We start from the raw sequence: 18,382 nt of genomic DNA, 5'->3' as shown, positions 1-18,382 counted from the left end.
TCCTCGCCGCCCGATCTACAGTGCGGGGATGGTCAAGACGGCAGTGGAAATCGCGGCGGCTGTGCGCGCCAAGGAGCTCGATCCGGTCGAGGTGACGCGTGAGGCGTTGGACCGGATCGCGGCGGCGGACGGGATGGTCGGTGCTTTCCGCCGGGTCCGGGTCGAGGAGGCGCTGGCCGAAGCCGCCGCCGTCGCCGAACGTGCGGATCTGGCCGACCTGCCCTTGGCCGGTGTGCCGGTCGCGGTCAAGGACGTCGCGCCGGTCGAGGGCGAGTATGCCTCATGGGGTTCGCGTGCGGGGTCTTCGACGGTGTCCACAGAGGACGGTGAGATAGTGCGACGGCTGCGTGCGGCCGGTGCGGTGATCGTCGGCCTGACACGGGTGCCGGAGCTGTGCATCTGGCCGTCGAGCGACGGTCCGGACGGGATGGCGCGCAATCCGCGTAACCCGTCCTACGCCGCCGGCGGTTCGTCGGGCGGGAGTGCCGCGGCCGTCGCGGCCGGGCTGGTGCCCATCGCGCACGGCACGGACGGCTTGGGCTCGATCCGGCTGCCGTCAGCGATGTGCGGGATCGTCGGTCTCAAACCGGGTAAGGGCGTGGTCCGCGTACCGGGGGAGAACGGCTGGTTCGGCCTGTCCACACACGGTCCGATGACGACCACCGTGGCCGACGCGGCCGTGCTGATGTCGGTCCTCGCCGAACAGCCCGGCCTGGCGGACCTCGCGGACCCGAAGCGGTCCCGCATCGCCCTGTCCACTCAGGTCCCGTTGACGAGGGCGCCGTTGCCGCGCGCCTTCAGCCGGGCGGTCACGCAGGCCGGAGACCTGTTCCGTGCGGCTGGGCACACCGTCGCGCCCGGAACGCCCCGGTACAGCGCCAGCGCGATCGGTGGCCTTCTGGCGCGCTGGGTCGCGGGCCCGGCAGAACAAGCGGCCGGGTTCGACCTCGCCGCACTTCAGCCCCGCACACGCACGCACGTCCGCCTTGGGCGTCTGATGAGCAAGCGGGTCCGGGAGAGCACCCGAGAGCGCTGGCTGGAACGTGCCGAAGAATTCTTCGCCGACCACGACGTCCTGGTCACGCCCGTGATCGCGACCCTCCCGCTCAAGGCACGCAGGTGGCACGAAAGCCGGTGGATCGCCAACGTGCTGCCTTCGGTGCGCGTGGCGGGGTTCGCCGGGCTGTGGAATCTCGCGGGCTACCCGGCGATGTCGGTGCCGGTCGGCGTGCATCCTTCGGGCATCCCTGCCTGCGTTCAGCTCGTCGCCGCGCCCGGTGGGGAAGCGCTCCTTCTCGGCCTTGCCGCCCAGCTCGAAGCGGCCAACCCCTGGCCGCGCACCACCGCCTCCTGACACCGGCCAAAAGAGAGCAAGGGACCTTTGCTGTCACTCTCCCAAAGAGAGTGACAGCAAAGGTCCCTTGCTGCTTCGCGCTGGTCAGGAGCCGGTTTTGGCCGGTGACGGCTTCTGCCCGTTCGCCTTGGGGCCGTTCTGCTCGCTCTGTCCGTTCTTCGGCGCAGCGGCGGCAGGCGCCGAAGAAGCGGGCTTGGCAGGAGCGGTCTTGGCCGGAGCGGCGGCCTTTGAGGCGGGCTGCTCGGCGGGCTTGGCAGCCTTGGCGGCAGGCTTCGTCTCTTCGGCCTTGCTGTCGCCGCCGACGAGCTTCGAAGCGTGCGGGATCACCGATTCTTCGGGCAGCGCCGCGAGCATCGCCTCGCTGCCCTTCAGGACCTCGTCGGCCTGCATCAGGCTCTTGCGGGCCTGCTCGCGGATCTCCGCCAGCCGTTCGACCTTCCGCTGGGCGGCGGTCGTGCGCTGGGCGGCGGTCGTCGTGGCCTCGTCGAGACGGCGCTTGGCCTCGGTCGTCGCCTCGTCGACGCGGCGCTTGGCCTCCGCGGTGGCCTCCGCGATCCGGCGTTCGGCCTGGTTCTTGCTGGCCGTCTGCTGGTCGGCGATGTGCTTCTCGTGTGAAGCGCGCTGAGCCGAAATCGTCTGGTCGAACTCGCGCTCGATCTTCCGGCGCTTGCGCTCGGCCTCGTTGTCCAGCAGTTCCCGGCGCTGGGCGGCCTCGACGGTCAGCCGCTGGACCTCGGCGCGGGTCTCGGCGAGCGCGGATTCGTGCTCGGAGTGCAGCGCGTCCGCCTGCTTGTCCAGCTCGGCGACGAGCCGCGTGTAGCGCTCACGGAGCTTCTTCGAGGCCTCGCTCGAGGACGCCCAATGCTTCTCGGCCGCGACCTCGGCGCGCTTCGTGACCTCGTCCGCGCGTGCCTGCGCGAGCGTGACGGTGCGTTGCATCCGCTCGTCGAGGTCTTCGAGCCGCTCCGGCGGTTTCTTCAGTTCCTCGATCCTGGCGTTCAGCTTCGCCACCTCGTGGCGCACGGTTTCGAGTTCGCGGGTGGCCGAGGTCGCCTGCGCGATCGCGGCGTCGCGGTCGGTGATCACGCGATGCAGCTGGGCTTCGAGATGATCCAGATACTGGCGCACTTCGTTCCGGTCGAAGCCATGCCAGGCCTGGGTGTACTCGCGCCGCAGGGGCAACAGGCCGTTGTCTCGCTCGGGAACCATGGTCACGACGGTACCTGCGTACCCGGCGTCGCCGTGCTCAGGCTTGGCGATTCACCGACGTGTGTCGGCTCTCAGCTGCTTTTCCTCACCTGAACGGCCGCCACCCGTGTGCGCAGTGTCACCAATGGAAGCCGCGGCTGAGCCGGGCGAGGGCCATCGCCGCACGTGACAGATGCTGCTCGCCCTTCCCGATCTTGAGCCCGCCGCCGCCACCCGCGGCCGCCGAGTCCGGAAACACGCGGAATCCTTGGTAGGCCACGGCATCCGTGAGTCCCGGCGTGAGCGTGTACGCGAGCCCGATCGCCTGCCCGGCAGGCGTGCCGATGTGCTTCGGGCGTTCCTTCAGCGCCTTCAGCACCATGTCCGCGGCCTGATCCGGGGATTTCGTCGGAAACGCGTCGTAGATCTTCGTCGGCCGGATCATCGGCGTGCGCACGAGCGGCATGTGAATGGTCGTGAAGGTGATTCCGTCACCGTGGGTCTCGGTCGCGGCGATCCGGGAGAAATAATCCAAAGCGGCCTTCGACGCCGCATACGCCGAAAAGCGCGGCGCGATTCCCTGCACGCCGATCGACGAGACGTTGACGATATGCCCGAATTTCCGCTCGGACATATGCGGCAGCACCGCGAGGATCAGTCGCACCGCGCCGAAGTAGTTGATCGCCATCGCGCGTTCGTAGTCGTGGAACCGGTCGTACGACAGTTTGATCGAGCGCCGGATCGACCGGCCGGCGTTGTTCACGAGCATGTCGATCCGGCCGTGGTCGGCGAGCATGGCGTCGACGGCCTTGTGTACCGATTCTTCGTCGGTCAGGTCGGCCGGGTACACCGACGCCGTGCCGCCCGCGGCGATGATCTCGTCCCGCACTTCTTCGAGTTCGTGCTGCCGCCGTGCCACGAGCAGCGGGATCCCTCCCGCGGCGGCGACCTTGATCGCGGTCGCCCGGCCGATGCCCGAAGACGCGCCGGTGATGATCACGCGACGGCCGTCCAGTTCGCCGCGGGGGCCGTGCTTACGGGCGCGGAACGGGTCCAGGTGCTCGCGCCAGTAACGCCACAGGGTGGGCGCGTAGTCCTCGATGCGGGGCACCTCGACGCCCGAGCCGATGAGCGCCTTGCGCGTCGACGCCGACGAGAACACCGACGGGAACGCCATGGTCTCCAGCAGCACCGGCGGGATGCCGAGCCGCTCCATCACGGCGTCGCGCGCGATCGTGAAGCCGGGGATGTGCTCGCTCAGCTTCACCAGGTTGACGATGCCCTTGGACAGTCGTTCGTTGAGCTGCACGGAGATCGTCGGCGCGCCGGCCGCCTTCGCGAAGGCGTTGTAGACCGAGACGACCGGCTGAGGCTCCGGGTTGACCAGGTGGAACGCGCGCCCGTCGAGGCCCTTCGTGGTGATCAGGGCGTTCAGCGACTCGGCGACGTAGTCGACCGGGACGACGTTGGTGTCGCCGAGGTCGGGGCCGACGATCGGCACGTCGGGCAGCCCGGCCAGCCTGCTGATCGCGGGGAACAGGTAGTACGGGCCGTCGATCTTGTCCATCTCGCCGGTCTCGGAGTTCCCGACGACGACCGCGGGCCGGTACACCCGCCACGGCACTTCGTGCTGCTCGCGTACGAGACGTTCCGCCTCGAACTTCGTGCGGTGATACGGCGTGACGAGCCGCTGGCCGACGTCGAACATCTCCTCGGTGAACATGCCCTCGTGGTCACCGGCGACGGCGACCGAGGACACGTGGTGCAGACAGCCCGCGTTCAGCTCGGCGGCGAGCGCGATCACCTGCGCGGTGCCTTCGACGTTGGCCTTGATGCTGGCTTCGTCGTCGGCGGTGAGGTCGTAAAGGGCGGCGAGGTGCACGACGTGATCGACACCGCGAAGCGTCTCTCGGTCTTCCTGGCCGACGCCGAGCAGCGGCTCGCCGAGGTCGCCGGTGACGAGGGTGACGCGTTCCGGATGCGGCCAGGCGTTCACGAGTTTCGCGAGTTTGTCCCTCGAGGACGAGCGGACGACGAGCGCGACCTTGTCGACGTCTTCCCTGGCGAGCAGCAGCCGGGTGAACTGGCGCCCGATCAGTCCGGTCGCCCCGGTCACCAGAAATGTCGCCATCTGCTTCACCCTTCACCGTGCTCGCCCGCGTCCACAGGCATTCTGCTGCATCGTCACGGCGAGGACCACCACGACACCCGTGAAGTTACTCACGGGTAACTAGGCTGGGTCGGCGATGACGACCCGGTTCTCGGCGTAGCCGGTCTCCCCGCCGACCCAGCGGCCGCCGCAGGTGACGAGGACTATCCGATGTGGACCGGACTGGCCGAACAGTTCGTCCGCCCGCTGCGGCAGTTCGTTCTTCTTCAGCGTGATCAGCTGGGAAACCTTGTACTGCCAGGATTTCCCGGCCTTGTCGACCACGGTGACGGCGCCGCCGATCCGCTCGGTCCACAGTTCCGCGAACGGACCCGTCGCGCCCTTCCAGTTCACGTGCCCGGCGAAGACGCTCGCTCCGGTGTCCGAGCTCAGCTCGGCGCCCCACCAGGTGACCTCGCCGAGGTTCTCCGGCACCGGGAGTTCCGCACCCGGTCCGAGTTCCTTGCGGATCAGCTTCGCGCCCCCGCCCGCGGGCAGCCGGATGGTTCCCGGACCCTGCGGTTTCGGGGCCTCGGGCTCCTTCGGGGGCGGTGGCGGAGCGGCCGTCGGCGTCGTGGGGACGATTTCCGACGGAGGGGGGACCTCCTGTTGCGCGGGCGCCGCCGGGGCACCGCCCGCGACGGAGACGGAGACGGGCTGAGCCGTCCCCGCCACCACGGTCGTCGGCGGCCAGAGAATCAAGGCCGCGACGAGGTCCGCGCACAGGACCGTGACGGCTCCCAGCGCGAACCCGCGTCGTACTGACATTCCAGAACCCTCTTTAGCGTCGCGAAGACCGCCGCGCGGCCACGCCCACCATCAACGAACCGAGCAGCGCGAGCGCACCGACACCGAGGATCCCGGCGGTCGACGCGGAGTTCTCGACGGTGCCCTGCATCATCGCCACCGGCCGGTCGCCGGCGGGGATGGTGCGCGGTACCTCGTTGGGCGTGTTGGCGACCTTGAGCGCCAGCGTCTCACCCGGCTTGACCTCACCGCAGGCGGACGGCGGATTCTTCGGGTCGAACGCGTTGGTGTAGCCCGGCGGCGCGTTGACCTCGACCACGCAGATCTCCTGCGGCGTCCGCAGGTTCTCCACGGTGACCGTCCCGTTCTCGCCCTCGGTGGTGACGACGGCGGGTTTGCCGTCGGCGCCGTTGAGCGGCTTGCCGTCCTGGCCGAGGGCGGCGGCGGACTTGTCCTTGGCGGTGACCCGCAGCGCGGCGCCCGCGATGCCCTTGCCGGTCTTCGCGTCGACCTTGGTCACCTGGACCTTGCCCGGCTTCGAGACGACGGCGACACCCTGGGCCTTCAGTTCCTTCTCGCCGCCGGTCGAGACGACCTTCTGCACGCCGGTGTCGACCGGGAACTGCACGTACGGCCGGTCCGCGGGGGCGGACAGCGAGCTGGCCAGCTTCGGCTGGTCACCGGTCGGCGTCACCTTCACCGTGACGGTGCCGTCTTCCCCCGTCTTCACCGTGGTGGCCTTCTCGGCCTTGGCGTTCGAGGTCGACGCGGGCTTGGTGCTCTCGCCGCCGTCGACGGTCGCGTTCGACGGCGTGAGCTGCACCGGCACCCCGGAGATGCCCTTGCCCTTGGCGTTCTTGACGCTGATCGTCCACTCGCCCGCGGTGCCGATGTGCTGGTCTTCCTTCGGCGGCGCGATGGCGGTGGTCCACGGACCCCGGTTGGCCTCGGCGTCCTTGGTCAGTTTCTCCACGGCCGCGGCGGCGTCGGAGTGCTGCGCCTTCAGCTTGTCGAGGTGGAACCCGACGTCGTAGCCGAGCTGGGCCGGGTCCCGTTGCGGGTCGAGATCGGCCGGGGTGCGGGGCTTGGACGTCCACGAGTGGAGCAGGTGGGCCAGCGCGGCGGAATCGGCCTTGTTCTCCGCCGCGCCGTAGCGCAGCAGAAGGTAGGAGATGTTGGCCGCGACGTCGGCGGGCAGCTTCTGGCCCCATTTGTCGAGGAGCTCGTCGCCGGGCTGGTACTTCTCGCCCGTGTCCGGCGCCTTCAGCTGGAAGGAGACGCAGAACACGTGCTTGCCGTTCACGACGTAGGAACCGAGCCAGTCTCTGCCGGACGCGGCCTTGTGGGGCTGGCCAGGTGTGACTTCGTAGCCGACACCTTCCTGCTTGGCGGCCGAAGCCGGTGTCGCCGCGACGGTGGCGGACAGGGCGCCGAGCAGGCACGTCGCGATCAGGCTGGTCAAGGCGCGCGAACGCACGCTCGGGCGTGTGGTCCACCCCATGGTGTGTTGACTCCTTTGGCCGTGCTCTGCCCCGGCGCATTTACGTCGACGCAGTCCACACGATCGATAGGTTCCCCGACACGCCTTCGGTGAGTATCCGAACACGCAACGTGCAGAGTGTCCTGTGAGCAGCGGTTTTGGCAATAGGGCATCAGGTGGGGTATCGGTGAACGGTCGTGATCTCCACCGCATACGGTGTGGGGAGTGGGCCCCGCGCCGAATGTGAGTAAAGTCGTCTTTACTTCGACGGGAACCGGGCGGCCCTAGCGGTCGTTGAACCCGATGCAGGTGCCAGTAGATCCAGGAGGATCAGGTGCGATCCAGTAGCAACCCGGCGTTCCGGAACCTGCCGCGTGGCGCGGCGCAGTACGGACCCAACGTAGGCTTCAACCAACCCCAGGGCGGCGTGCCCGGCTACGGCCCTCCGCAGACCTCCGCCGGCGCCGACGACCGTCCGATGACCGTCGACGACGTCGTCATCAAGACGGCGCTGAGTCTCGGCACCGCGCTGGTGACCGGCGTGCTCACCGCGATCTGGGCGATCAGCCAGATCACGACCTCGGCCTCGGGCAAGATCACCGCCATCCCCGGCGCCGTGATCGGCGCGCTGGTCGGCGGCATGATCGTCGGTCTCGTGATCTCGCTCGTCATCATCTTCAAGCAGAAGCCGAGCGGCCCGCTCACGCTCGCGTACTCGGCTGCCGAGGGTGTCTTCCTCGGTGCGATCAGCGGTCTGTTCGAACTGCTGTACCCCGGAATCGCGATCCAGGCGATCATCGGTACCGCGGGTGTGTTCATCGCGATGCTGGTCGTCTACAAGACCGGTGCGGTCAAGGTCACCCCGAAGCTGACCAAGTGGATCATCGGCGCCGTCGTCGGTGTCGCGATCCTGATGCTGGTCAACCTCATCACCAGCTTCTTCGGCTTCAACCCGCTGCGTGACGGCGGGCCGATCGCGATCATCTTCAGCCTCGTGGTGATCGGTGTCGCGGCGTTCAGCTTCCTGCTCGACTTCGACCAGGCCGACCGGATGATCCGCGAAGGCATGCCGTCGAAGTGGGCGTGGTTCGCCGCCTTCGGCCTGATGACCACGCTGGTCTGGCTGTACCTCGAGATCCTGCGACTGCTGTCGTACTTCCAAAACGATTGACGCGGGTTCACCAGGGAAGGGCGCTCCGAGCGATCGGGGCGCCCTTTTCCGTTCCTGTGAATACTCTGACCCCATGACCGAGCACAGTGGCGAACCCGCCAGGCCGAGGCGTTCCAAGTGGTTCTGGGTGGGCATCCTGGTGCCGGTCGCGATCGTGGTGCTCAGCGCGTCCTCCTGGATCGTCGGGTACCTCTCGAACACCGACGACGTCCAGGTGGGCGACTGCTACGCGATCACGACGTTCGGCGACGTCGACGCGGATCCGGTCAAGGCGGACTGCGGTTCGGTCGAAGCCAACGCGAAAGCGGGAGCGAAGACCGACGCGGGCGGTGCGTGCCCGGCGGGCGAGTACGACCAGCTCGTAGTCGACAAGACGTTCGCTTCGTACAAGCTCTGCATGATGATCAACGCGAAGCAGGGCGACTGCCTCGAGAACTTCCTGGCCGACAGCGTGGCCTATCAGAAGGTCGCGTGCTCGGACCCCACGAAGGACGCGGAGGTCCTGAAGGTGGTCAACGGCGTCGTGACCTGTGACGACACCGAAGCGACTGATCTCAAGAGCTACTCGACGCCGCCGTCGACGGTCTGCGTCAAGAGCCTCAAATAGGGACTCCGACCAGCGGCTTTCACTCGTTTGGGGGCCCGGTTTAGGCGGTTGATCACGGTAAGTGTTTGATACCGAGGTTCTCATTCCTCTTCACACCTGTGAGGTTTCTCGGTGACCACTTCCCAGCCGGCCCCTGGGGGCCAAATGCCGGTGGGACAGCCCGACGCTTTCGGTCCGCCGCCCGGCGGGCAGCCGACGGCACCCAAGCGTTCCAAGATCGGTTGGCTTCGGTTCGCCATTCCGGTGCTCGTCGTCGTGATCGGTGGCGGCCTCTTCCTCTACAACCACTTCACCGGGACGGGCAGTGCCCAGGCCGGCGAGTGCTTGAGCGTGACGGAGTTCTCCAGGACTGCCGACGAGCCGAAGAAGGCCGACTGCGGCGCGCAGGAGGCGAACGTCAAGATCGGCGCCCGTGTGGCCGGTGACGAATCCTGCCCCGAGGGCGACTACGACACCATCTCGATGTCCGGCCGGATGTCGTACAAGTTGTGTCTGGTCGTCAACGTCAAGCAGGGCGACTGCCTCAAGGGCTACCTCTCCAAGACCGCCGGCTACCAGAAGGTGTCCTGCACCGATCCCGCCAAGGACGCGGAGATGGTGAAGGTCGCCGCTGTCTCTGACCAGGCGACCTGCGAGGGCACCGAAGCCACGGGGGTGGCGACGTACTCGACGCCGCCGACCACGCTCTGCATCAAGACAGCGAAGTAACTCCAAGTCCAAGCGCGTGAAGGCCTCCTTCACCTCGGCTCAGCCGAGGGAAGGGGGCCTTTCTGCGTGTCGGGGGAGCAAGGGACCTTTGGTATCGCCGCCGCCATCCGGCCGTGTGTGAGCCGCCGTTCGTCGCACAGTGTGGGACGGGCTGCGATCGGACGGTCACCGGTCCTAACGTTGCTCGTCCCCAACCCGCCGATCGACCTGGAGTCCTGGTGGCGACGACAGAAACCCAAGCCGGTGAGAAGAAACTCCTCGACTTCCCGACCTCCTGCGCCGCCCCGGTCCCGCAACCCGAGGAGCCGGTCAAGATCGTGCCGCTGGCGGTCGCGGGAGCCCTCGCCGTCGGCCTGACCTGGTACGTCTGGGCGGCGCACGGGGCGAAGTTCGGTGTCCTGCTCGTCCTCGGCCTGCTGCTCGGCCTCGCTCTCTTCCACTCCCGTTTCGGTTTCACCTCGGCCTGGCGCCAGCTGATCGCGGTCGGCAACGGCCAGGGCCTGCGGGCGCACACGCTGCTGCTCGGCACGGCGGCGACGTTGATCGCGCTGATCGTGGGCACCGGCTCCGGCCTGTTCGGCAGCAAGCCGAATCCGACCGCGGGCGGGCTGGGCCTCGCGTTGTTCGTCGGCGCGACGATCTTCGCCATCGGTATGCAGCTGGGCGGTGCGTGCGCCTCGGGAACCTTGTTCGCGGTCGGTTCCGGTCAGTCGACGATCGTGCTGACCCTCGGCGGGTTCATCACCGGCTCGGTCCTCTACACGTGGGCATACCCGCTGCTTTCCGGCTGGCCCGAGTTCAAGGGGATCCTGCTCGCCGACCATGTCGGCTGGTTCGGTTCGTGGGCGATCACCATCGCCGTCCTCGCCGCGATCGTGCTGGGCACCCGGTTCGTGCAGAAGCGCCGCAACCCGCCGCCGGTCGACGTCGTCCCGACCGCGCGTGGCCTCGCCCGGATCTATCGCGGTTCCTGGCCGATCCTCGTCGGCGCCGTCGTCCTCGGGGTGCTCGCGGGCGCGGTGTTCCTGGTCTCCGGCGGGATCTGGGGTGTCACGAGCGCGTTCAGCCTGTGGGGAGCCAAGATCCTTCAGGTGTTCGGCCTGCACCCCGAGACCTGGGAATTCTGGCGGCTCAAGGCGAACGCGGCTTCGCTGGCCGGGCCGATCTGGAAGGACAAGAACAGCCTCACCGACATCGGCATCATGATCGGCGCGGGGGTCGCGGCCGCGGCGGCGGGCGCGTGGAAGATCCACAGCTCGATCCCGTGGCGGACCGCCGTCGCCGCGGTGCTCGGCGGGATCCTGATGGGCGTCGGCGCGCGGATGGCGGGCGGCTGCAACATCGGCGCCTACCTCGGCGGTATCTCGGTCGGCAGCCTGCACGGCTGGCTGTGGGGCGTTTTCGCGCTCGGCGGTACCTGGATCGGGCTGAAGCTGCGGCCGCTGTTCGGCCTCGGCAACCCGGCTCCCTCGGACAGTGTCTGCTGATCACTCTTCGTGACATTCCGTATGCGGGCTTGCCCTTTCGGTCCGCATGCGGGGAAAAAGTTGGCATGTAAAACCTGTGTTCGGCTACCCTCGGCTACATATCCAAGCTTGCGCATTAATGCACAAGCTTGGTTGGGGAAGGCTCGGCGCCGCGCCGGGCGTCGATTCCGTCGTCGCGACCACGGGGGTTGTCGCGTCCGGAGAACCACTGAACACCAGGGGACGGATTTCTTCATGTCAACGCAAAGCCCGGCCGCACCGGGCGGCGACAAACTCGACGCGGGCGTGCTCAAGGTCGCCGGCGTCGTGATCCTCGGCGCGATCATGGCGATCCTCGACACGACGGTCGTCAACGTCGCGCTCCAGAAACTGACCATCGAGTTCCAGACCTCGTTCGACACCATCCAGTGGATCGCGACCGGGTACATGCTGGCGCTGGCCACGGTCATCCCGATCACCGGCTGGGCCTCGGACCGGTTCGGCACCAAGCGGCTGTACATGACCGCGATCGGGCTGTTCCTGATCGGGTCGATGCTCGCCGGCATGGCCTGGGACGTCGAATCGCTGATCATTTTCCGGGTTCTGCAGGGCTTCGGCGGCGGCATGCTGATGCCCGCCGGCATGACGATCCTGACCAGGACCGCGGGTCCGCACCGGATCGGGCGCGTGATGGGCGTGCTCGGGGTGCCGATGCTGCTCGGCCCGATCGGCGGCCCGATCCTCGGCGGCTGGCTGGTCGACGCGGTGAGCTGGCGCTGGATCTTCTACATCAACGTGCCGATCGGCCTGATCACCATGGCGCTGGCCTGGCGAGTGCTGCCGAAGGACCGGCCGGAGCCGAGCGAGCGGTTCGACTTCGTCGGCATGCTGATGGTGTCGCCGGGTCTGGCGGCGCTGATCTTCGGCGTTTCGAACATCCCGTCGGCGGGCGGTGTCGGCGCGGTGGACGTCTGGCTGCCCGCGCTGGCCGGGATCGGGTTGCTGGTGGCGTTCGTGTTCCGGGCGAACCGGGTCACGAATCCGCTGGTCGATCTGAAACTGTTCAAGAACAGGTCGTTCTCCGTCGCCATGGTGACGATGACCTTCTTCTGCGTCGCGTTCTTCGGCGCGATGCTGCTCCTGCCGACGTATTTCGTGCTGGCGCGCGGTGAGTCGGCGATGAACGCCGGTCTGCTGCTCGCCCCGCAGGGGTTCGGCGCGATGCTGACCATGCCGATCGCGGGCAGGCTCGCGGACAAGATCGGCGCGCGGAAGATCGTGCTCCCCGGTCTCGTGCTGATGCTCGCCGGGCTGATCGCCTTCACCCAGCTCACCGCGACGACGCCGTACTGGCTGCTGCTTTCGGCGCTGTTCGTGATGGGGCTCGGCATGGGCGCGACGATGATGCCGATCACCTCGGCCGCGTTGCAGACACTCAAGTCGGAGGACATGGCGAAGGCGTCGACGGCGACGAACATCGTGCAGCAGACCGCGGGCGCGATCGGCGCGGCGGTGCTGTCGATCATCCTGGCGGCGCTGCTCGCCGGGAAGTTCGGCGTGCCGACCGCGCAAGGACAGCTGGCGGCGACCGCCGCGGTGTTCAACCCGGCGACGCACGAGGTGGCTTCGGGACTGGCGGCGGACGCGTTCTCGACGACGTTCCTGTGGTCGATGATCCTGCTCGCGCTGTGCCTGATCCCGGCGGCTTTCCTGCCGAAGACCAAGCCGGCGCTGCCGGAGGGCACGGCTGACGGCGAGGTCCCCGCGGCTCCGCCGATCATGACCCACTGAGCATGACCCGCTAGGGCCCGGAAAGAAGCAAGGGACCTTTGCTCACGTTCGTTAGCGCACTAACTAACGTGAGCAAAGGTCCCTTGCTCTCTTTTTGCGGGTCAGGAGGTCAGGAGAGGCGCTCCAGCACCATCGCCATGCCCTGGCCGCCGCCGACGCACATCGTCTCGAGGCCGAACTGCTTGTCGTGGTGGCGCAGCGAGTTGATCAGCGTCGAGGTGATCCGCGCGCCGGTCATGCCGAACGGGTGGCCGACGGCGATCGCGCCGCCGTTGACGTTCAGCCGGTCGAGGTCGATCCCGAGGTCCTTGTACGACGGGATCACCTGCGCGGCGAAGGCCTCGTTGATCTCGACGAGGTCGATGTCGCCGATCGACATCCCGGCGCGCTCGAGCGCGCGCTTCGACGCCTCGACCGGGCCGTAGCCCATGATCTCCGGCGACAGCCCCGAAACACCGGTCGACACGACGCGGGCGAGCGGCGTGAGGCCGAGTTCCTTCGCCTTGGTGTCGGACATGATGATCACCGCGGCCGCGCCGTCGTTGAGCGCGCAGCAGTTGCCCGCGGTGATCCGGCCGTCGGGGCGGAAGACCGGCTTGAGACCGGAGACGCCTTCGAGGGTGACGCCCGCGCGCGGGCCGTCGTCCTTCGAGACCACCGTGCCGTCCGGCAGGGTCACCGGCGTGATGTCGTTGGCCCAGAAGCCGTCCGCGATGGCTTTCTCGGCGAGGTTCTGCGAACGGACGCCGAACTCGTCCATCTCTTCACGCGACACGTTCTTCAGCCGCGCGAGGTTCTCGGCGGTCTGGCCCATCGCGATGTAGACGTCCGGGAGGACGCCGTTCTCGCGCGGGTCGCTCCAGCTGTCGGCGCCCTCGGCCGCCACCTGCGCGGTGCGGGCCTCGGCGTCGGCGAACAGCGGGTTGTGCGTGTTCGGCCACGAGTCCGAGCTGCCGTTGGCGAAGCGGGAAACGGTCTCGACGCCTGCGGAGATGAACACGTCGCCTTCGCCCGCCTTGATCGCGTGCAGCGCCATGCGGGTGGTCTGCAGGCTGGACGAGCAGTACCGCGTGATCGTGCAGCCGGGCAGGTGGTCGTAGCCGAGTTCGACGGCGACCGCGCGGCCCATGTTGAAGCCCTGCTCGCCGCCGGGGAGACCACAGCCCAGCATGAGGTCTTCGATCTGCGTCGGGTCGAGCTCGGGGACCTTGTCGAGCGCGGCGCGGACCATCTGCGCGGTGAGGTCGTCCGGGCGGATGCTCACCAGCGATCCCTTGCCGGCGCGGCCGATCGGGGATCGGGCGGTGGAGACGATGACGGCTTCGGGCATGGAACGACACTCCCTTGTTTTCGATCCAGACACGCGCTAAGCGGTTGCTCACCTCGCATCCTCCACCGGAGGGAGGTGCGGGTCAAAGGCGAACGCGATCCACGCCACACCACCCGGTGACGCGGGGGTGCCACCGAAGTTGAGTCGACACATCGCGACCTGCGGCGTTTAGGCTGTCTGCGTGGAATACGTCGAGCACATCGTGGACCTCGTGGGCAACACCCCTCTGGTCAAGCTGAACGCACTGGCCGAGGGGCTGCAGCCGCTCATCCTGGCCAAGGTCGAGTACGTCAACCCCGGCGGCAGCGTCAAGGACCGCATCGCGCTGCGGATGATCGAAGCCGCGGAGCGCTCCGGCGAGCTGAAGCCCGGCGGCACCATCGTCGAGCCGACGTCCGGCAACACCGGCGTCGGGCTGGCCATGGTGGCGCAGCGCAAGGGGTACAAGTGCGTGTTCGTCTGCCCTGACAAGGTCAGCGAAGACAAGCGCAACGTGCTCAAGGCCTACGGCGCCCGCGTCGTGGTCTGCCCGACCGCGGTGGCACCGGAGCACCCGGACTCCTACTACAACGTCTCCGATCGCCTCGTGCGCGAGATCGAGGGCGCCTGGAAGCCGAACCAGTACGCCAACCCGGAGAACCCCGCCAGCCACTACCACTCGACCGGCCCGGAACTCTGGCGCCAGACCGAGGGCAAGATCACGCATTTCGTCGCGGGCGTCGGTACGGGCGGCACCATCTCGGGCACCGGCAAGTACCTCAAGGAGGTCAGCGACGGCCGCGTCCAGGTCGTCGGCGCGGACCCCGAGGGCTCGGTGTACTCCGGCGGGACCGGGCGGCCGTACCTGGTCGAGGGCGTCGGTGAGGACTTCTGGCCGGAGACCTACGACCGCAACGTCGCCGACCAGATCATCGCCGTGTCGGACGCGCATTCCTTCGACATCACCCGCCGCCTCGCGCTCGAAGAGGGGCTGCTCGTCGGCGGCTCGTGCGGCATGGCCGTCGCCGCCGCGCTCAAGCTCGCCGAGGGCCTCGGCCCGGACGACGTCGTCGTCGTGCTCCTGCCCGACGGCGGCCGCGGCTACCTCACCAAGGTCTTCAACGACAGCTGGATGTCCTCCTACGGCTTCCTGCCGCCGGACTCCAGCGGCGCGACCGTCGGCGACGTCCTGATGAAGAAGAGGGGCTCGCTGCCCAGCCTGGTGCACAGTCACCCGAACGAGACCGTCGCCGAAGCGGTGGCGATCCTCTCCGAGTTCGGCGTCAGCCAGATGCCCGTGGTCAGCGCGGAACCGCCGGTCATGGCTGCCGAGGTCGTCGGCGCGGTCAACGAACGCGATCTGCTCGAGGCGCTCTTCACCGGCAAGGCGCAGCTGGCGGACAGGCTGGAGCAGCACATGTCGCCGCCGCTGCCGACCATCGGCGCCGGTGAACAGGTGAGTTCGGCGATGAACGCGCTCTCGGGCGCGGACGGTGCGTTGGTGCTGGTCGACGGCAAGCCGGCGGGGGTCGTCACCCGGCACGACCTGCTCGCGTTTCTCGCGGGACGGTAAAGAGGCATTTCATCGGCTGGTCGGGCCGGGGCGTTACGAGCGGCCCACCCGGCTATCCGATAGCGTGTTCGGTGAGTTGAACTTTTATGTCCTCGTCAAGGGGGTTCAAGACCCAAATGAGTGCTCCGCAGCCACCGAATCAGCCTTGGGGTGGCGCCCAGCCACCGCAGGGACCCCCGAGTGGCCCTCAGCCGCAGCAAGACAACCCGTTCGGTTCCCCGGAACCGACCCAGGTGGTGCAGCCCGGCCAGCCGCCGGCGCAGCCCGACTACGGGCAACCGCAGTACGGGCAGCAGCCCTCCTATGAGCAGCCCCAGGGTGGCGGGTTCGGCGACACGCCGGAGCCCACGCAGGTCGTGCAGCCGGTCCAGCCGGGTGCCAGTGACGCGAACGCGACCCAGGTCGTGCAGCCGGTGAGCTCCGGCGGGGAGACTCCCCCCGGTGAGTCCACCCAGCTCGTGCCGCCGGGCTCGCAGCCGCCCGCCATCCCGTACGCGCCGCCGCCGAGCGCGGCCGACAACCCCGCCGCCGGTGCCTACGGCGCGCAGGGTGGCGGCTTCGGTCAGCAGCAGGGCTTCGGCGGACCCCCGCAGGGCGGGTTCGACCCGTCGCAGGGCCAGCAGCCCGGTTTCGGCCAGCCGCAGCAGGGCTTCGGCGGACCGCCCCAGGGCGGATTCGGCCAGCAGCCCGGTTTCGGCGGACCGCCGCAGGGTTACAGCCCCGCCGCCCCCGCCGGTGGTGCCGGCGGGAACCCGCTGTTCGGCTTCATCGCCGGAGGCCTCGTCGGCCTTCTCGGTCTTCTCGCGCTGATCTTCAGCTTCGTCTACTTCGGCGACGCGAGCGAGTACTCCGAGGGCATCGACGGCCAGACGTCCAAGCTCGGCGAGGAGGCTGTCAACAAGCTTCTCGACCAGTTCGGTCTGGCTTCGCCCGGCACCGTCTGGCTCTACGTGATCCTGCTTCTGGTCGCTTCGCTCATCGCGACGGCGGCCGGTGCCGGTCTCGCTCTGGCGGGCAAGCTCCCGGCCTCGATCAAGAAGATCGTGCCGATCGCGGTCACCGCGGGCGGCGCGCTGCTGCTCCTCTTCGGCATCCTGCTCCTGGGTGCCACCACCGCGTCGGGCGATCGCGTCCCGAGCGGTGCCAGCATCGGGATCGGCCTGCCGCACCTGATCTTCGGCATCCTGATCGTGATCGTGGGCGTGGTGGGCCTCATCCCGGCGACCGCGCAGTTCGTCGGCCTCGGCGGCGGCGGTTCGGTGCTCGGTGCCCCGCAGGGCGGCCAGCCCGGTGGTTTCGGCGGCCCGCCTCAGGGTGGCTTCGGCCAGCCGGGTCAGCCCGGCCCGTACGGCCAGCCGCAGCCGGGTCCCTACGGTCAGCCCGGTCCGGCCTCGGGTGGGTTCCCGCAGCAGGGGCAGCCCGGTGGTTTCGGGCAGCAGCCCGGTCAGCAGGGGCCGCCCAGCGGTGGTTTCGGCCAGCCGGGCCAGCCGCCGCAGGGCGGTTTCGGTCAGCCTCCGCAGCAGCCCGGCGGTTTCGGGCAGCAGCCCGGCCAGCCTGGTCCGCCCAGCGGTGGTTTCGGCCAGCCTGGTCAGCAGCCCGGTCAGCCGCCGCAGCAGTGGTGATTCGCCACCGCTGAACGGTTTTCGCCCAGAACGCCCCCGGCCCGTCGGCCGGGGGCGTTCTGTTTTCGCCGTGGTCCTCGGATTCCCCTGCCACGGCCGAGTTCGCCGGGCTAGGGTGAGCGCCGTTAACCCAGACCTGCCGATGGGGGCGACGTGAGCGGTCCGTACGGATATCCCGCACAGCCCGGACCGCCCGGATTCGGTTTTCCCGCACCGCAAGACCGGCCGACAGGGGCGACGGCGGTCATCGCGGCCCTGCTCGGCCTGATCGCCGCGGGCGCCGCCGGGTACCTCCCGGTCTACTTCTTCCTCGAACTGCCGTCCGGGTTCAGCATCGGCGATCTGCCCGGTCTCGTGCTGACCGCGCTGGGCCTGTACCTCCTGGCCGCGTTGCTCCTGTTGCTCGGGGCGCTGTCGGCGTTGTTCCGCTCGGTCGCCGGCGCGGTACTGCTCGCGCTCGGCTCGCTGATGGTGATCGCCGCGGTCCTGATGGAACCGTTGGCGTTCAACGGGTCCTACGGGCTGTACTTCCGGATGCAGTTCGAGTTCGAGACGTTCGTCGCCTTCGTGCGGGTGGTCATGTTCGCGGTCGCTCCGTTCACACTGCTCTTCGCGATCATCCCGCCGACGGTGAAGTACCTGCGCTGGCGGCCCGCGCCGACCCAGCCCTACCGGCCGCAGAATCAGCTTCCCCAGCCACGCGGCAGGTGAGATCGTGGACCCTTCAGCTCGGCTTGGGGGAGTTCACGAGTTCTGATCAGTCTTCGGGGACAGCCATCGGCGCGGCCGTCCTCGCCTTCCTGTGCGGCATGCGGTATCTGTCCGAAGCGGGCGCCTTCGTCCTGCAGCTCGCGGTTTTCGAACCGGCTCCGCGGTACTTCGTGGGAATGGTCTGGAACGGAGTGCTGGTGGCCACCCTGTTCGTGGGCGGTGTCCTGCTGCTCATGCGGAAGTTCCTCGGCCGCACCCTCGTGGTCGTCGGGGCGGCGCTGGCGCTGGCTGCCTCCGTCCTCGCGAACGGCGACATCCGGCTCTATTTCTTCGCCGAGGTGGACGGGGAACCGTTGATCACGAGTGAGTTCGCCGCCTTCCTGTTGTTCGCGATGGCCGTCGCCGCACTGGTGCTCTCGGTGATCCGGTCGACTTCGGATTGGCTCGAAGGGCGACGGCACGACGGCGAAGAGCCGTCGAAGCAGGATCGGCTACCCGGCTGGTGA

The 18,382-nt window shown here is 68.5% G+C and carries 15 protein-coding genes; 10 read left to right on the top strand and 5 right to left on the bottom strand.

Annotated elements, in window-relative coordinates; all coding sequences use genetic code 11:
• Positions 1-28: 28 nt before the first annotated feature.
• Positions 29-1,354, top strand: a complete 1,326-nt coding sequence (locus tag AMYAL_RS0111655; RefSeq protein WP_020631482.1) for an amidase — start codon at positions 29-31, stop codon at positions 1,352-1,354.
• A gap of 84 nt (positions 1,355-1,438) precedes the next feature.
• On the opposite strand, the gene AMYAL_RS0111650 is transcribed toward AMYAL_RS0111655, so the two are convergent.
• The 4 genes from AMYAL_RS0111650 to AMYAL_RS0111635 form a co-directional block, all read right to left on the bottom strand.
• Positions 1,439-2,563: a coiled-coil domain-containing protein gene (locus AMYAL_RS0111650; RefSeq protein WP_026466974.1), complete on the bottom strand. Its 1,125-nt coding sequence runs from the start codon at positions 2,561-2,563 to the stop codon at positions 1,439-1,441.
• A gap of 118 nt (positions 2,564-2,681) precedes the next feature.
• Positions 2,682-4,673: an SDR family oxidoreductase gene (locus tag AMYAL_RS0111645; protein ID WP_020631480.1), complete on the bottom strand. Its 1,992-nt coding sequence runs from the start codon at positions 4,671-4,673 to the stop codon at positions 2,682-2,684.
• Between the two features lie 99 nt (positions 4,674-4,772).
• Complete coding sequence (locus AMYAL_RS0111640) at positions 4,773-5,459, bottom strand: class F sortase (protein WP_020631479.1); 687 nt, start codon at positions 5,457-5,459, stop codon at positions 4,773-4,775.
• 13 nt (positions 5,460-5,472) lie between these two features.
• Positions 5,473-6,939 (bottom strand): SpaA isopeptide-forming pilin-related protein, encoded by a 1,467-nt coding sequence (locus tag AMYAL_RS0111635; protein ID WP_026466973.1) that lies wholly within the window; start codon positions 6,937-6,939, stop codon positions 5,473-5,475.
• Positions 6,940-7,252: 313 nt separating this feature from the next.
• On the opposite strand from AMYAL_RS0111635, the gene AMYAL_RS0111630 reads away from it, so the two are divergent.
• From AMYAL_RS0111630 to AMYAL_RS0111610, 5 genes are all read left to right on the top strand, one after another.
• Entirely contained in the window at positions 7,253-8,089 is an 837-nt protein-coding gene (locus AMYAL_RS0111630; RefSeq protein ID WP_020631477.1) for a Bax inhibitor-1/YccA family protein, read from the top strand.
• Positions 8,090-8,162: 73 nt separating this feature from the next.
• A complete protein-coding gene (locus tag AMYAL_RS0111625) occupies positions 8,163-8,696 on the top strand; it encodes an LppU/SCO3897 family protein (protein WP_020631476.1) in 534 nt (177 codons plus the stop codon).
• A 111-nt stretch (positions 8,697-8,807) separates the two neighbouring features.
• Entirely contained in the window at positions 8,808-9,404 is a 597-nt protein-coding gene (locus AMYAL_RS0111620) for an LppU/SCO3897 family protein (protein ID WP_245192885.1), read from the top strand.
• Positions 9,405-9,622: 218 nt separating this feature from the next.
• Positions 9,623-10,891 carry a YeeE/YedE family protein gene (locus AMYAL_RS0111615; RefSeq protein WP_020631474.1) on the top strand — a complete coding sequence of 423 codons (1,269 nt, stop codon included), beginning with the start codon at positions 9,623-9,625 and terminating at the stop codon, positions 10,889-10,891.
• A gap of 234 nt (positions 10,892-11,125) precedes the next feature.
• On the top strand, positions 11,126-12,661 hold the full coding sequence (locus AMYAL_RS0111610) for a DHA2 family efflux MFS transporter permease subunit (RefSeq protein WP_020631473.1): 1,536 nt from the start codon (positions 11,126-11,128) through the stop codon (positions 12,659-12,661).
• A 109-nt stretch (positions 12,662-12,770) separates the two neighbouring features.
• On the opposite strand, the gene AMYAL_RS0111605 is transcribed toward AMYAL_RS0111610, so the two are convergent.
• Positions 12,771-13,991, bottom strand: coding sequence for an acetyl-CoA C-acetyltransferase (locus AMYAL_RS0111605; protein WP_020631472.1), 1,221 nt, complete (start codon positions 13,989-13,991; stop codon positions 12,771-12,773).
• A 181-nt stretch (positions 13,992-14,172) separates the two neighbouring features.
• Here AMYAL_RS0111605 and AMYAL_RS0111600 point away from each other — a divergent pair, with 181 nt between their 5' ends.
• The 4 genes from AMYAL_RS0111600 to AMYAL_RS0111585 all read left to right on the top strand — a co-directional run bounded on the left by AMYAL_RS0111600 (position 14,173) and on the right by AMYAL_RS0111585 (position 18,382).
• A complete protein-coding gene (locus AMYAL_RS0111600) occupies positions 14,173-15,543 on the top strand; it encodes a cystathionine beta-synthase (RefSeq protein ID WP_020631471.1) in 1,371 nt (456 codons plus the stop codon).
• Between the two features lie 233 nt (positions 15,544-15,776).
• On the top strand, positions 15,777-17,165 hold the full coding sequence (locus AMYAL_RS0111595; protein WP_020631470.1) for a hypothetical protein: 1,389 nt from the start codon (positions 15,777-15,779) through the stop codon (positions 17,163-17,165).
• 153 nt (positions 17,166-17,318) lie between these two features.
• On the top strand, positions 17,319-17,876 hold the full coding sequence (locus AMYAL_RS0111590) for a hypothetical protein (protein ID WP_020631469.1): 558 nt from the start codon (positions 17,319-17,321) through the stop codon (positions 17,874-17,876).
• Positions 17,873-18,382 (top strand): hypothetical protein, encoded by a 510-nt coding sequence (locus AMYAL_RS0111585; RefSeq protein WP_245192883.1) that lies wholly within the window; start codon positions 17,873-17,875, stop codon positions 18,380-18,382. The genes AMYAL_RS0111590 and AMYAL_RS0111585 overlap by 4 nt, the downstream gene beginning before the upstream one ends.

The sequence above is a fragment of the Amycolatopsis alba DSM 44262 genome (assembly GCF_000384215.1).
GTDB classification, from domain to species: domain Bacteria; phylum Actinomycetota; class Actinomycetes; order Mycobacteriales; family Pseudonocardiaceae; genus Amycolatopsis; species Amycolatopsis alba.
This window is presented reverse-complemented; position numbering and strand designations above follow the sequence as displayed.